The organism is Lichenibacterium minor, from assembly GCF_004137685.1.
Taxonomy (GTDB): domain Bacteria; phylum Pseudomonadota; class Alphaproteobacteria; order Rhizobiales; family Beijerinckiaceae; genus Lichenihabitans; species Lichenihabitans minor.
The window spans coordinates 1-13,749 of sequence record NZ_QYBB01000029.1; the positions used below are offsets into that span (position 1 = coordinate 1).

Consider the following 13,749-nt stretch of genomic DNA (forward strand, 5'->3'; position numbering starts at 1 on the left):
CGCCACCTGCTCGGGCTCATCAACGACGTGCTCGACCTGTCGAAGATCGAGGCCGGCCGCATGACCGTCGAGGCCGTGCCCTTCGCGGTGGCGGCGATGATCGACGAGGTCGTGGCGGCGGCGACGCCGCTCGTCGCCAAGAAGAACAACCGCCTCGTGCTGGCGCTGCCCCCCGAGCTCGGCTCCATGCACACCGACGAGGTGAAGGTGCGCCAGTGCCTCCTCAACCTCATCGGCAACGCCGCGAAGTTCACCGAGAACGGCACCGTCACGCTGCGCGCCGCGCGCGTCCGCGACGGCGACGAGGACTGGCTGTCCTTCTCGATCGAGGACACCGGCATCGGGATGACGCCCGAGCAGCTGTCGAAGCTGTTCGGGCGGTTCGTGCAGGCGGACGAATCCACGACGCGGCAGTTCGGCGGCTCCGGCCTCGGCCTGTCGATCACCCGCGCCTTCTGCCGCAAGCTCGGCGGCGACGTGACGGTGGACAGCGTCCACGGCCGGGGCTCGACCTTCACGATCAGCCTGCCGGCGCGGCTCGGCGACGGGATCGCCGACGACGGCGACGACGCTCCGGCCGCCGCGGCGGCGCGCGGCGACCTCGTGCTGGTGGTCGACGACGATTCGGCGGCGCGCGACCTCCTCACCCGCTTCCTGGAGCGGGAAGGCTTCGCGGTGAAGACCGCGCGCGACGGCCGGGAAGGCTTGGCGCTGGCGCGGCAGTACCGTCCCAAGGTGGTGCTGCTCGACGTCGAGATGCCGGGCATCGACGGCTGGGGCATGCTCCAGGCCCTGCGCTCCGACCCGACGCTGCACGAAACGCCGGTGATCATGATCTCGGTGCTGCACGAGCGCAGCGTCGGCTTCGCCATGGGGGCGAACGAGTACCTGACGAAGCCGATCGACTGGGCGCAGCTGAAGCGCGTGATGGAGCGCTTCGAGGACGGCAGCACCGGCCGGCGCGTGCTGGTGGTCGACGACGAGCCCGACGCGCGCGGTTGGGTCGGCGCCATGCTGTCCCGCGACGGCTGGTCGACCGACATCGCCGTCAACGGCCAGGACGCGCTCGACAAGGTCGACCGCGCCATGCCGGACCTCATCATCCTCGACCTGATGATGCCGGTGATGGACGGCTTCGCCTTCCTGCGCGCGCTCCGGGCGCGGCGGGACGCCGACGCCGTCCACGTCGTGGTGCTGACGGCCAAGGAGGTGACGCGCGCCGAACGCGCCGACCTCGAGCGCAGCGTCGACCGCGTGCTGCAGAAGGGCAGCCTGAAGCTCGACGAGCTGCGCGAAGAGTTGAGCCGCCTCGTTCCGGAAACGAGGTGAGCGAAGGCGGCCTCGCGCCCTCCCTCGTGCGGAGGAGTTCCACGAGGCCCCGCCGCCCTCCGACAGGCTGAGGGGGCAGGGGCGCCCCCCGCCCATGAGGAGAGGAGGGGCCGTTCAGGCCGCCGTCGGTGTCAGTGGGCCGTGGCGCCCGTTTCGCGCTTGGCGCGGATGAGCGTGCGGCACCGCTCGTCCGCCTGCTTCAAGCGCTGGCGCGCCAGCCTGCACTGCTTGCGGTATTCCGTCCGACCCAGGATGGAGCGGCGCTCCTCGGGCAGGCTTTTCCACCAATGTTCATTGCGGGACGCGGCGGACAGCTCCTGTTGCGTCTTGGTCCATTCGGCGTGCCAATCCATGGCGCTCGATCCCCGGCGAAGTGTCTTCGCGGCGGTGGCCGCAAAGGCGATGCCAGGGATCCCGGTGACGGGCGGACCGTCGCGATCGACGGGCCGCGGTGGCGGCGCTACTTCTTTTCGAGCAGCAGCTGGCCCTTGGACTGGATCAGCCCCTGCGCCTTCTGCGCCAGCATGGCCAGCATCCAGGGCAGCTCCACGGCCAGCATGACGTGGTCTTCCGCGACGTCGATCTTGCCCGACACGGTTTGGCCGATGGCGCTGATGCGGAAGTCGAGGTGCTGGCCCGTCCAATGGTTGTCCAGCACGGCGAACTTGCCCGCGTATTGCTCCTTCAGCTGCTCGATCCCCGTCCGGAGCCGGCGCTGGGCTTCCGCGGCACCGAGCTGGTGCGGGATGGAGACGACGAGCGGCTTGGTCATGGAAGGGTTTCCGGCGGACAGCGACGCGGCCTGATATGGGGAGGCCCGGCGCCTTTCACACCGGCCCCGTCAGGCCGCCCCGACCGCGCCCTGCCGGGGCATGCGCCGCCGAAGGTCCTCGTCCTGCCGCATGAGGCGGCGCAGGAGGTCGTGGGCGGCGCGCCCGTCGAGGCCGCGCCGGTCGAGTTCGTCGATGAGCCGGAGCTGCTGCTCGATGAGGAAGCGGACGTTCCCGAATTCGCGCGCCATCATGCCGTCGTCACCCGTGCTGAGCATGGCGGACCCCGCCGAAGGACCGGTACGCACGGAGATTTGTCCGCAAAGCCTTAAAGATGGCTTCGCCATGCCGCCGGGCGGGGCGTCCCCGCGCGGGACGGGGGGCGGGAGCGGCGGCGCGGCCCGCGCCGTCAACCCTCGGTGCGACCGATCATGGCCCGGATGCGCTTCGCCAGCGCGTCGACCGCGAAGGGCTTGGTCATCATCTGCATGTCGGGGTCGAGGTGGCCGCTGCCGAAGGCGGCGTTCTCGGCATAGCCGGTGATGAACAGCACCTTTAGGTCGGGCCGTGTGGCCCGCGCTTCCGCGGCGAACTGGCGGCCGTTCATGCCCGGCAGCCCGACGTCGGTGACGAGCAGGTCGATCCGCGCCCCGGAGCGCACCACCTCGAGGCCCGACGGCCCGTCGGGCGCCTGCAGGGCGGCGTAGCCGAGGTCGCCCAGCACGTCGAGCACGAGGTCCCGCACCGTCGCGTCGTCCTCGACGAGCAGCACCGTTTCGCCGGCCTCCGCCCGCGGGACGCCTTCGACCGGATCGGTGGCGGCCGGCTCGTCGACGCCCCGGAAGCGCGGCAGGAACAGCTTGATGCTCGTGCCCTGGCCCGGCTCCGAGTAGATCTTGATGTGGCCGTCCGACTGCTTGACGAAGCCGTAGATCATCGACAGCCCCAGCCCGGTCCCCTGGCCGATCGGCTTGGTGGTGAAGAACGGGTCGAAGGCGCGCGCCACGACCTCGGGCGGCATGCCGGTCCCCGTGTCGCTCACCGACACCACCACGTAGGGGCCGGGCGCCACGCCCGGCTCGCGCGCCACATAGGCGTCGTCGAGCGTCGCGTTGGCGGTCTCGATGGTCAGCCGCCCGCCGTCCGGCATGGCGTCGCGCGCGTTGATGGCGAGGTTGAGCAGGGCGTTCTCGAGCTGGTGCGGGTCGCACAGCGTCGGCCACAGGTCGGGCGTTTCGACGCTCTGCAGCACCACGCTCTCGCCCAGCGTCCGGCGCAGCAGCTCTTCCATGGCGCGCACCAGCGCGTTGGCGTCCACCGCCTTGGCTTCGAGCGGCTGGCGGCGCGAAAAGGCGAGCAGGCGGTGCGTGAGGGCGGCGGCGCGGTTGGCGGACGCCAGCGCCAGCCCGGCGTAGCGTTCCAGCGTGTCGGTGCGGCCCTGGGCGAGGCGCTTCTGCATCAGCGCAAGGGAGCCGATGATGCCGGTCAGCAGGTTGTTGAAGTCGTGCGCGATGCCGCCGGTGAGCTGGCCGATGGCTTCCATCTTCTGCGCCTGGCGGAGCTGCTCCTCGACGCTGCGCTGGGCCGTGATGTCGCGCGAGATGCCGATCAGCATCTGGCCTTCGCCGCCGTCGATGGCGAGCGGCGCCAGCACGCTTTCCGCCGTGCGGGTTTCGCCCCCGACTTCGATCGTCACCTCGTATTGCACGGGCTCGCCCGACGCCGCGCAGGCGAGGGCGCGCTCGTTCAGCGGGTCGTCCGGCCCCGTCACGGCGGCCACGTCGCGGCCGACGATCTCGCCGCCGTCGCGGCCCAGGAAGGCTTCCGCCGCGGCGTTGGCGGCCTCGAACACCGCCCGCCCGTCGCGGCCGACCCGGATCAGCAGGATGGACGCCGGGGCATTCTCGAACAGGATGCGAAAGCGCGCTTCGCTCGATGCCAGCTCGGCGGTGCGCTGCACGACGCGGGTTTCCAGCGTAGCGTTGAGGTCGAGCAGGGCGGCCTCGGCGCGGGCGCGCTCCAGGGCTTCCCACATGCGCGACGCCACCTCGCCCACCAGCGCGATCTCTTCCGCGCTCCACGGATGCGCCTCGGCCCGGCCGGCCGTCAGCACGCCGCGCAGCCGCCCGTCGCGGATCAGCGGCACCGCCACCACGGTGGCGAGACCGCGCGTCAGCGCTTCGACGTCGGTTTCGAAGACGGCCGTCAGGCCGCGCCGAAGGTCCTCGACGCTGGATGCGCCCAGCGCGGCGAAGGGCAGGGTGCCGACGAGCGGCGCCGTCCCGGGCTGGGCCCAGCCGGTGTCGAAGGCCAGCGCGTCGTCCCCCGACACCTCGCCGTAGCCCGCGCGGGCGGCGTGGAGCTGCCGCCCCAGGGCTTCGGCGGTGGTTTCGGTGATCTCGGCGGCGTCGACCGCTTCGCGCAGGCGGTCGCCGAGCACGAGCAGGAAGCTTTGCCGCGCCTGGTTGCGGCGCAGGATGGCGGCCGCGGCGATCCGCTCCAGCGCGTCCCAGGAGCGCGTCGCCACGTCTTCGACGAGCGCCACCTCCTCGGGCAGCCACCGACGGGGGGGAGCCGCGGCGACGTGGAAGAGGGCCCGCAGGCGGCCGTCGCGCACCAGGGGCACCGCCAGGCCGGCACTGCCCGCGCCGTCCGACGCCACCACGGTCATGCCGCCTTCCAGGTCGGCCCGGCGCCCCAGCGCCAGCCGGTCGAGCGCCACGCCGCGGCCGGGGGGCGTCGCGGCGAGCCCGTCGACGCGCGACCATTCGGCTTCCACCGTGGCGTCGTGGTGGGCGAGGTCGATCTCGGCGTAGATGACACGCGCGGCGCCGATGTCGCGCCCCAGCGCCGCCACCGCGTGGGCGATGACGTCGCGGCGGTCGGACGCCGAGCGGAACGTGTCGGCGAGCCCGAGCAGCAGGGCCTGGCGGTTTTCCACCGCCCGCCGCCAATCGAGCGGCTCGGTGCGGCCGTGCCACCGGGACGGGGCGCCCGAGCCGTCGCGCATGCGCTCCGCGCGGGACCGCATCCAGCGATAGGAGCCGTCGCCCGTGCGGATGCGGTGCTCGACGTCGTAGGGGTGGCCGGACGCGATCGCGCCCGCCCAGGTTTCGACCGTGCGCTCCAAGTCCTCGGGATGGACGACCCGGTGCCAGCCGTCGCCGCCGCCTTCCGCCTCGGGAAGGCCGGTCAGGCCGAACCAGCGGGGGCTCGGGCCGTCGAAGGTCCCATCGGGGGCCGCCGACCAGCTCGCGCCGCGGAGCGCCGTGTCGAATCCCGATTCGGGGCGGGCGCCGACGTCCTCGGACGCGAGCGTCACGACGACGCCCGCCGCGGCGCCGGAAGCGTCGCTGACGGCGGCCGCGCTGAACCCGGCGGACCGGGCGGCGGCGGCCCGCCCGGCCTGCACCGCGCCCACGAGGTCGGCGACCTCCGGCCAGCTTTCGCCCGCCGGGCGCCCGAGGCGGTCCGCCGGCGGGCAGGGCAGCAGCGCCGCGAAGGCGTCGTTGAAGATCGCGATGCCGTCGCCGCCCCAGAAGCTCGCCATGGGGGCCGGCGACAGGAGCAGGGCGTCGACGACGCCCGTCCGGTGCGCGGGCCAGTCCCGCCGGTCGCCGAGGGGGGTGCCGTCCCACGGAAAGGCGCGCACCAGGGCCGTCATGTCCCCGGGCGCTCCGGGGGCGCCCCCCGATCGGGGCTGGGAACGGCTCATCGCGCGAGATCGTCCTTCATGGTGTTCGATCGGGCGCGAAGCCCGGCCCTGCGTGACACGCTCTAGCGGATCGGAGCGGCGCACGCATCCCACATCCGCGGGACGGCGGACGTGCGGTTCGGACCACGAGGGGGAGGGATGGGTCGGCGGGGCCCGAGGGTCGATGGCACCGCCACCCCGGTTCGAACCGGGACCTCGAAACCCGCGATCCGAAGTTCGGTGTTTGTCCCGCCTCCGCCGACGATCGCCGACGTTTGCCGGCCGCTTCGGCCGCCCCGCCTCGCGCGGCGGCGGTCCGACCCGGACCCATCGGTCGATGGCCGCGGTCGATGGCCGCGATCGAGGGCGGCCCGGGCGGCAGGGGTCCGCGCATGCGACGACATCGTGGACCGGGCACGGCTCGATCCGCAGTTCGCCCGCACCCCGGCGCGTCGGGCTCCGGCCGGGCCGGACGAAGGTGCGATCGCTTCGTCGACCTCGCGGTTCGGCCGGATCTGGCGCGCCGCTTCGGCGCGCTGTCGGTGGGGTGCAGGACGCTTGCCGCGACGTCGAGATGACGGAAAGCTGCGGTGTGGAGCATTCCCGGGATTACGGCGCCCGGAGCGGAAAAGCCGGCGAGGCCGCCTCGATGGTGAGCGGCCCCGGCCATGTCGTGCTGTCGAACCGCGCGACAGCGGAGCCGTCAGTTCGATGAAGAAGACCCGACGAGGTCGCCGATGACCACCACGGGGTCCTTGTTGCTGAAGTTCGGCACGTCGCCGAACACCGGGCCGCCCTCGGCCGCGACAGCCGAACGGAACTGGTCGGCCGTGTCGAAATCCAGGGTGCAGATGACGCTGTAAGCGGGTTTGCCGCCGAACGGCGTCCCCACGGCCTTCAGGACGCGCCAGCCCTTGATGCCGAAAGGCTTGAACTTCTCGTCGACGAGCGGCAGGTGCTTGGTCAGGTAATAGTCGAGGTCGAACGTCGCGTCGTCGACGTTCTCGTAGAGTACTGTGATCGTGGTCGCCATCTCGGCCTCCAGCCTGCTCGACCGATTCTGGCAAGACATGTGCCGTGCACGGTTCCGGAGTCTGCCGTCACCCGGCAGAATGCCTGCGGGGCGGAGCGGTCCACGCTGGAACGGCCATGTGTCGGAGGCGAGGCGCGGGCGCGCCGAAGTCGAGGGCGCCCTGTGCAGGCAGGTCGTGTCGAACCGGGTGAAACGGACCCGCATGCGGGGGAAGCATCGGCCCCATCGCCGCAACGTCGATCGGCGAGATCCGAATTGTCGTTCCCAGGCCGCATCGGCTCGATCCTGGATCGACCGCTCAGCGTCAGGAGGAAATGGTACCACCACCCCGGTTCGAACGGGGGACCTCTAGATCCACAATCTGAGAGTTTTGTGTTTTCCCACGTTTTCCCGTGATCGCCTGTGTTAGCTAAGTGGCTTGAATAACTTCGATTTCGGCGGCTACGGCTATTTCGCGCCATGTCGGGAAAACTCGGGAGATTTCCGCCTCCCGCTTACATGGCGCTTACACCGGAGCCGCCATGCCCAAGCTCACGAAGCGCGTCGTTGATATGGCGGTGGCGGGACCAGCACAGGCCTTCACCTGGGACAGCGAGGTCAAGGGCTTCGGGCTGCGCGTGACGCCGGCCGGGGTGAAGTCCTACGTCCTGAGCTACCGTGACGCGGGCGGGGAGACCCGGCGCATCACGATCGGCAAACACGGGTCGCCCTGGACCTGCGAGACGGCGCGGACCAGAGCCATCGAAGCGTTGCGCGGCCTGACCGACGGCATCGACCCCCGCGCTGCCAAGATCGAGCGCCGAACGGCGGCGACGGTGGCGGATCTCGTCGAGATCTACCTGGCGGAGGGCCCAGCGGAGAAGCCAAACAAAAAGGCGTCGACCTGGGCTTTCGAGACGTCGAGCCTGCGGAGGCATGTGGTGCCGCTGCTCGGCGACCGGCCGACGAAAGCGTTGACGGCGGCCGACGTGTCGCGAATGCAGGCCGACATCGCGGCCGGGAAGACGGCAGCCGACATCAAGACCGGAAAGCAGGGCAGGGCGATCGTGAAGGGCGGCAAGGCCGTGGCTGGCCATGCCACGGCGGTCCTATCGATCATGCTGTCCTTCGCTGTCCGGCGAAAGCTCATCACGACCAACCCCGCGATCGGCGTGGAGAAGCTGAAGCCGAAGGCGCGCGAGCGGTTCTTGAGCGTGTCCGAGGTGGTGGCGCTGGCGGACGCCCTTGCGACGCTGGAGGCCGAACAGGCGATCAGCCCCACGATGGCCGCAGCGATCCGGCTTCTGACGCTGACGGCCTGCCGGAAAAGCGAGATCACGGGCCTTCGATGGGCGTGGGTCGATCTCGGGCGATCATGCCTCCGGCTTCCGGACTCGAAGACGGGCGCCAAGGTCGTCCCGCTCGCCGCAGCGGCCGTCGAGTTGTTGGCGAGCCTGCCCCGTACCTCGGCCTTCGTGCTGCCCTCGGCGAAGACGGAAGGGCCCATCGTGGGCCTGCAGAAGACGTGGAATGCTGTTCGGACACGGGCCACGACACTGGCCCGAGCGCGTGCCGTCGAGGCGGTCAAGCCTGCCGACGAGGCGCCGGACTTCACGGCGCTGCGGATGCACGATCTCCGGCACTCCTACGCTTCTTTCGCGGTCGAGGACGGAGGTTCGCTCTACATCGTCGGCAAGGTGCTCGGCCATGCGCAGGCCAGCACGACGCAGCGCTATGCCCATCTCCGGGACGATCCGCTGAAGGCCGTGGTGGACCGCACAGGCGAGAAGATCGCCGAAGCGATGCGCGAAGGTGCTGCGAGAGAGCGGTTGTCTAATCGCTGACGGGTTCGTCGCTGTCGCGCTTGGGGGGCATGTAGCCCAAGAGCTTCAGCTTTTTGGGATCGCCAATCAGGCCTTCGATGGCCTCGTGCATGGCATCGCGGATCTCGGCGCGCAGATCGAGCTGGGCGCTCTCGCCATTATGTGGCGCGATGAGTGAGAAGCTGTCCGCCACGCGGGCGACGATCTCGTCGAGCGCGCTACGGCCATTGAGCCGGGCGGCGGCATCCACCCGCTCGCGAACTCGCTCTGGCAGGCGTACTAAGACCCTTTCCACCTGAGTGTCCTGGATTAGCCAAGCTTCGAGTGCTTTGACGGCTTCGGCGTTGGCGCTTCGCCCATTCGCGCGCGCGACCTCGTTGAGGCGATCTCGCATGCCATCCGGTGTTCGAACGACGATGCGGTCGACGAGATCGCTGGGCTTTCTGTCATCCATCCGGCCACCATGCTGTCGCGGCGACAGGAGGTAAATTATGTCGCGGCGACAACATCAGCTTGACGCGATCATGTCGCCGCGACATATATTGTCGCTGTGACACACAGAGGTGGCGATGTCGAGCGTTAAGCCGAGTGACGGACTGCCCCGCCTGATGGTCCGGTTTCCGCCTGACATCAAAGGGTGGTTGAGGCAGCAGGCTGTCCACAATGGATCGAGCCAAACCAGCGAGGTCGTCCGCTCGGTGCGCGAGCGCATGGAGCGGCAGCGGGCGCCGCAGACGATGGAGGGCTGACCATGTCGCTCAAGCTCCTCGACAAGCCTCGCCTGCGTCGCGGCGAGGCGTCCAGCTACCTCGAACAGAAGCACGGGGTCACGGTGGCCGTGGCGACGCTGGCGAAATACGCCACGGTCGGCGGCGGTCCGGCGTTCAACCTGTTCGGCCGCTTTCCAATGTATGAGCCCGCCACGCTGGACGCCTGGGCAAAGGAAAGGCTCGGCAGGGCCAGGACCAGTACGAGCGATATCGGGTAAGCGACACGCTCCAATTAGCGAGTTGGCAACTTGCCCATGAAGCTCGCCAGCGCTGCTCCCCATACCTCTGGGTGTCCCAGTGTCTGATGGCCAAACGTGTCCGGTCCCGCCGGGATCAGCGTAGCCGTCCCTGACTTCACATGCTCCATGGCGGCTTCGGTCAGGCCAAGCTCGGCTGGGTTAAGCAGATCGTCGCCGAAGTTGATGGCGAGCAGGGGCTTTGCGATGCGGTCGAGTGAGCCTGAGGGGTCGAAGTCGCGCGAGGACTGGAATGAGTAGAGGTAGTCGTCAGCGTCGATTTTGTCGCCGGCGGCGACCAGCTTGCCGTCCAGTGAAAGCGCAGTTTCCCGCGTGGGCGCTTGGGCCTGCAGGTGGCGGGCATCGTTGGTCATGATGGTAAAGAGCGGCAGCATGGACCGCCACTCATGTGGTTCGATCGTGTAGTCGCCTCCTTTGAAATCGGGATCCGCCGTGATGGCGTCAATTACCATGTCGCGCCACATCATGTTGCGGCCTACGACCGGCGCCGGTGTGGCCGCGATCGCCACGGTGCCATCCATCATGTCGGGATGGCGCTCTGCCCACAGCCAAGCCTGCATCCCGCCCATGGACGTTCCAAGGATGAGATCGAGGTGGTGGATGCCAAGCCCATCCTCGATCAACACGCGCTGTGCCTCGACTTGGTCGCCATAGCCGTAGTGCGGGAAGCGCGCCTTCAGCCCGTCGCTGGGCTTCGACGAACCGCCTGCGCCGATGCCGTCCGGCATAACAACATAGAATCGCGTCGTGTCGAGCGGCTTGCCCGGCGCGAACAGCTCCTTCGTGTCGGCCGGCGCCAGAAATTGCCGACCCGTACCCGTCGTGCCGTGAAGCAACAGGACCGCGTTGGTGACGGCGCCAGAGACGTCCCGTTTCGGTGTGCCCAGAGTCTCATAGTGCAGGCGAAGCTCCGGCAGGCTGGTCCCGTCGTCGAAGCGGAATTCTCGGGCCACATAGTCGCCGTCCGCAGCCACAGGCTGTGGCTCGGCGGCGTGGGCGACAGAGGTGAGCGGAGCCAGCAGGGACAGAGTGCCGAGGATGGCGGCAGCACGCGCTATGCGAGGTAGGACCCGCGGCCTTCTCTCAACCATGTGCGACACCTCCAATGACTCAGCTCGTGACGGCCGACAATCACAGGCATAGTCAACACAATCGACAAGGTGCATGCAAGCTCACCACGCCGATATGTCCTAGCCCGCTCAGACGGCCACTGCCTCACGAGTCCATCGTGAAAGGCGGCATGATCCCACTGTCCATCTGCTCTTCGCTCTCGGCCACGTCGGCCGTCTTCGCATCGGCGACTGCTTTGGCGCAGGCCTCCATCGGGCCGGGAGCCTCTATGGTCTCGTCGTAAAGCTTATGGCCTGCCTCGTCTGCGATCGTGACCTGAAACTTGGGCATAGCGGGATCCTCCACGCCGCCAACGCGCGGGAAGTGTCCCCGTTCAGCCGAATAAGATCGCGCGCTGTGACGATAGCTGTCGCCCTGACCTGAGCCGCAGGGGCCGACGTTCAGCCGATCGGGCGCATCGACGTGCTCGGTCGACGCGCTGAGGCAGAAACGTGCGGCGCTCCGAGCCGCGGCCCATCGCTCAGGGATCCACGGCTTCGTGCGACAAGCCGAGCGCGTCGAAGGCTCGGCGTACAGTGCCGTCCCGCTTGGCGCGGTCGAGGAAGGCCGTCGCGGCTGCGAGCGCTGCCGGGCGCCCCGGCGGGACGGCGATCGAGATCGATGTGCGCTGGAAACCACCCGCCACGATGTGGCTGCCCGGCACCGTCGGAACGAGCTGGTCCAGGCTATCGCGGCTCAGCGCAAGCGCGTCGGCGCGCCCGTCGCGCAGCATCTCCACAGCCTCGTCGACGCTACGAATCGGCACCGGCTGCGTCGCGTGCAGGCTCCGCGCCGACGCCCGGATGGTTGTCGTGTTCGCGATCCCGACAACGCGGACGCCTGGCCGATCGACCTCGTTAAGCGTCGCGATCCGCGATGCCGCCGACACCAAGTAGGTGCTCTCGATCGTGTAGTAGCCCGGCCCGAAAGCCACGCGCGCACTGCGCGACGGGTCGACCGGCATAAAGGCCACGTCGACAGTGCCGGTCGCCACCGCATCGGTGCATTCACCGCTGTTGGGGTACATGGTGGTGGCGACCGGGACACCGAGTTCGGCCGCGAAGGCGGCGCCAAGATCGACCGTGACGCCCCGCGGCTTGCCCTCGGCGCCGACTGCAACGAAGAAGACGCCGGCCTGTGGTGCTCGCACGATCCCGACACGTAGCGTGCCCGTGGGCGCGGCCGCGCTGGCGGGGTCGGAAGCCGGAGTTGCGTCAGCGGGCGACACGACTGCGAACACGGGCAGCAGGAGCGAGGCGAGGCGAAGGACGCGCAGCATAGGGTCACCTGGTGTTCGGACGGGTCGGCGGCGCCTACCCGGTTGCGGGATGCCAATTTCAGCGACGTCGGCGCCTTCGCCAGTATGTGCGCCGATGCAGGAGGTGAATCGGCTCGTGGAGGGCCGGCTGTGACGCGCTGCGCTACGATTCGTTCACGTCGTCGCGCATGCCCCTCAGGATGTCCCACGACGGCGAGGGCTTCGCACCCGCGCTGACGACTCCCGTCGCGCGCTGCCCATCAGCCAGGATACGGGCGGCGAGGCGCTTCACCTCCGGCAGCGTGAGTTGGGACAGGCTCGTGGCCTCCATCGCGTGCGCGGCGACGTCGGCCGCGGTCCAATCCGATCTCTGCTTCACCACTACGACACCGCTCCGCTTGCCGATCTCCGCGATAGGCTAACTTCTGACGTGCGCGATCGTTTACCGGCCGTTGAGCAGCATGTCCGAGGGTGTGGATATGTCGCCCCAGATGCTCCCCATCGCCATTTCCGCCGAGGCCCTGCTTGACAAAGCCATGCGGTGCCGGCGCCTCGCCCGTCACTCGACGGACAGGCGTGTGGTCGAGACACTCACGGAATTGGCCAGCGAGTGCGAGGCCAGGGCCGCCGAGTTGCGGGCAGTCCTGAAAACGGCAGTGGCTTAGGTTAGGGACCGTTTTCCAACTTCGCGGCCATGGCCTGGCATCTGGCGTGAGGGCGTACTGGCCGGGCACAGGGCCAACGCCGCCGGTGGCGTGAGGGGCAATTTGGAGGCCGGTCCGGCCGGACGGCGCAGGTAGCCACACGCGAATATCGACCCGTCGACCGAAAAACACTGTGCGCCGCGAGACACGATCACTGGGCTCGACCCACATCCCTCGCGGACATCGAGAGGCCCGGCGCTCTGAAGAGGTGCCGGGCTTTCGCCGTTTCAGCCCCTGTGGCACGATCTCGCGATGCGCGCCCTGGCCCTCTGCCTCCTCCTTCTCACCCTCTCCGCCTGTGCCGCGCCGGCCGGCGCGCCCTATCGCGTGATCGACGTCACGAACGCGCGTCCGGCTCCGCCCGCGCCTTGAACCTACGTTCCCGGCATCCGGTACGGCACCACCGTGCCCGGCATCCTCGGCTTGCTGTCGATGCCGAAGCTCGCCGCACGCGCCTGCCGGACGTCGGGCCACAGCGGTACGATGTGCATCTTCCGCCCGCCGCACAGGCTGCAGACGAGCCGCAGCGAGCGGCATAGCTCCAGGAAGCTCATGTCGTCCGGCGCCTCCAAGGGGTCGAGCGACAGGCGTGTGGTGTGGTGGCAGGTGACCCCCTGCCGCAGGCCGTGGCAGGTCACGAACAGGGCCGAGATGCCCTGCTGACGGAGCTGCGCGATCGTCGGCGCCGGCCCGTCGTAGCCCAGCCTCTTCCGGTTGGCCGGCTTCGGCGGGTCGAGGCGCGGTGCTCCGGCGCGAGCCGGCGCGTCGGCCGGCAGCGGCCCGGCCGGCGGGACGACGTAGCGGATCCCGCACCGCGCCTCGTACTGGCGCGGCTTCTGGTCGGGCTTCATCAGCGTGCAGTCGGCCGCCATGGTCTCCAGCAGCCGGCCAAGCGGCACTGCGGAGCCATAGCGCTCCGCCAGCCGCGCCAGGCGGTAGCGGCCCCGGCGGGGACAGAGCGAGCATTCGACCTCGACTACCACCCACGGCCAGTCGACGAGGTGCCGCGGCGCCGACAAGGC

At 69.6% G+C, this 13,749-nt stretch carries 14 protein-coding genes; 3 read left to right on the forward strand and 11 right to left on the reverse strand.

Features of this window, described 5'->3' with window-relative positions:
* The coding region (locus D3273_RS19730) for an ATP-binding response regulator (RefSeq protein ID WP_165359579.1) at positions 1-1,329 on the forward strand (1,329 nt) is incomplete at its 5' end.
* A gap of 131 nt (positions 1,330-1,460) precedes the next feature.
* On the opposite strand, the gene D3273_RS19735 is transcribed toward D3273_RS19730, so the two are convergent.
* From D3273_RS19735 to D3273_RS28370, 5 genes are all read right to left on the reverse strand, one after another.
* Positions 1,461-1,682, reverse strand: coding sequence for a hypothetical protein (locus D3273_RS19735; RefSeq protein ID WP_129228610.1), 222 nt, complete (start codon positions 1,680-1,682; stop codon positions 1,461-1,463).
* Positions 1,683-1,789: 107 nt separating this feature from the next.
* Complete coding sequence (locus D3273_RS19740) at positions 1,790-2,101, reverse strand: polyhydroxyalkanoic acid system family protein (RefSeq protein ID WP_129228611.1); 312 nt, start codon at positions 2,099-2,101, stop codon at positions 1,790-1,792.
* Positions 2,102-2,170: 69 nt separating this feature from the next.
* The gene (locus D3273_RS19745) at positions 2,171-2,377 is read right to left on the reverse strand and encodes a hypothetical protein (RefSeq protein WP_129228612.1); all 207 of its coding nucleotides are present in this window, start codon (positions 2,375-2,377) and stop codon (positions 2,171-2,173) included.
* Positions 2,378-2,508: 131 nt separating this feature from the next.
* Positions 2,509-5,763: an ATP-binding protein gene (locus D3273_RS19750; protein WP_165359580.1), complete on the reverse strand. Its 3,255-nt coding sequence runs from the start codon at positions 5,761-5,763 to the stop codon at positions 2,509-2,511.
* Positions 5,764-6,496: 733 nt separating this feature from the next.
* Entirely contained in the window at positions 6,497-6,826 is a 330-nt protein-coding gene (locus D3273_RS28370) for an EthD family reductase (RefSeq protein WP_165359581.1), read from the reverse strand.
* A 521-nt stretch (positions 6,827-7,347) separates the two neighbouring features.
* On the opposite strand from D3273_RS28370, the gene D3273_RS19760 reads away from it, so the two are divergent.
* The gene (locus tag D3273_RS19760) at positions 7,348-8,649 is read left to right on the forward strand and encodes a site-specific integrase (protein WP_129228615.1); all 1,302 of its coding nucleotides are present in this window, start codon (positions 7,348-7,350) and stop codon (positions 8,647-8,649) included.
* Here the strand turns inward: D3273_RS19760 and D3273_RS19765 are convergent.
* On the reverse strand, positions 8,639-9,082 hold the full coding sequence (locus D3273_RS19765) for an Arc family DNA-binding protein (protein ID WP_129228616.1): 444 nt from the start codon (positions 9,080-9,082) through the stop codon (positions 8,639-8,641). The genes D3273_RS19760 and D3273_RS19765 overlap by 11 nt on opposite strands.
* A gap of 297 nt (positions 9,083-9,379) precedes the next feature.
* Between D3273_RS19765 and D3273_RS19775 the strand changes: the two genes are divergently transcribed.
* Complete coding sequence (locus D3273_RS19775; RefSeq protein ID WP_129228618.1) at positions 9,380-9,616, forward strand: hypothetical protein; 237 nt, start codon at positions 9,380-9,382, stop codon at positions 9,614-9,616.
* Between the two features lie 14 nt (positions 9,617-9,630).
* On the opposite strand, the gene D3273_RS19780 is transcribed toward D3273_RS19775, so the two are convergent.
* The 5 genes from D3273_RS19780 to D3273_RS19800 form a co-directional block, all read right to left on the reverse strand.
* Positions 9,631-10,746 carry an alpha/beta fold hydrolase gene (locus D3273_RS19780; RefSeq protein ID WP_129228619.1) on the reverse strand — a complete coding sequence of 372 codons (1,116 nt, stop codon included), beginning with the start codon at positions 10,744-10,746 and terminating at the stop codon, positions 9,631-9,633.
* Positions 10,747-10,870: 124 nt separating this feature from the next.
* Positions 10,871-11,056, reverse strand: coding sequence for a hypothetical protein (locus D3273_RS19785; RefSeq protein WP_129228620.1), 186 nt, complete (start codon positions 11,054-11,056; stop codon positions 10,871-10,873).
* Between the two features lie 190 nt (positions 11,057-11,246).
* Positions 11,247-12,044, reverse strand: coding sequence for a transporter substrate-binding domain-containing protein (locus D3273_RS19790; RefSeq protein WP_129228621.1), 798 nt, complete (start codon positions 12,042-12,044; stop codon positions 11,247-11,249).
* A 142-nt stretch (positions 12,045-12,186) separates the two neighbouring features.
* Complete coding sequence (locus tag D3273_RS19795; protein ID WP_129228622.1) at positions 12,187-12,402, reverse strand: hypothetical protein; 216 nt, start codon at positions 12,400-12,402, stop codon at positions 12,187-12,189.
* Between the two features lie 699 nt (positions 12,403-13,101).
* On the reverse strand, positions 13,102-13,746 hold the full coding sequence (locus tag D3273_RS19800) for a hypothetical protein (RefSeq protein WP_129228623.1): 645 nt from the start codon (positions 13,744-13,746) through the stop codon (positions 13,102-13,104).
* Positions 13,747-13,749: the final 3 nt, after the last annotated feature.

What these genes read in the sequence shown, in the direction of transcription:
- D3273_RS19735 (WP_129228610.1), bottom strand. Translation starts at nt 1,682, where the DNA reads ATGGATTGGCACGCCGAATGGACCAAGACGCAACAGGAGCTGTCCGCC.
- D3273_RS19740 (WP_129228611.1), bottom strand. Translation starts at nt 2,101, where the DNA reads ATGACCAAGCCGCTCGTCGTCTCCATCCCGCACCAGCTCGGTGCCGCG.
- D3273_RS19745 (WP_129228612.1), bottom strand. Translation starts at nt 2,377, where the DNA reads ATGCTCAGCACGGGTGACGACGGCATGATGGCGCGCGAATTCGGGAAC.
- D3273_RS19750 (WP_165359580.1), bottom strand. Translation starts at nt 5,763, where the DNA reads ATGACGGCCCTGGTGCGCGCCTTTCCGTGGGACGGCACCCCCCTCGGC.
- D3273_RS28370 (WP_165359581.1), bottom strand. Translation starts at nt 6,826, where the DNA reads ATGGCGACCACGATCACAGTACTCTACGAGAACGTCGACGACGCGACG.
- D3273_RS19760 (WP_129228615.1), top strand. Translation starts at nt 7,348, where the DNA reads ATGCCCAAGCTCACGAAGCGCGTCGTTGATATGGCGGTGGCGGGACCA.
- D3273_RS19765 (WP_129228616.1), bottom strand. Translation starts at nt 9,082, where the DNA reads ATGGATGACAGAAAGCCCAGCGATCTCGTCGACCGCATCGTCGTTCGA.
- D3273_RS19775 (WP_129228618.1), top strand. Translation starts at nt 9,380, where the DNA reads ATGTCGCTCAAGCTCCTCGACAAGCCTCGCCTGCGTCGCGGCGAGGCG.
- D3273_RS19780 (WP_129228619.1), bottom strand. Translation starts at nt 10,746, where the DNA reads ATGGTTGAGAGAAGGCCGCGGGTCCTACCTCGCATAGCGCGTGCTGCC.
- D3273_RS19785 (WP_129228620.1), bottom strand. Translation starts at nt 11,056, where the DNA reads ATGCCCAAGTTTCAGGTCACGATCGCAGACGAGGCAGGCCATAAGCTT.
- D3273_RS19790 (WP_129228621.1), bottom strand. Translation starts at nt 12,044, where the DNA reads ATGCTGCGCGTCCTTCGCCTCGCCTCGCTCCTGCTGCCCGTGTTCGCA.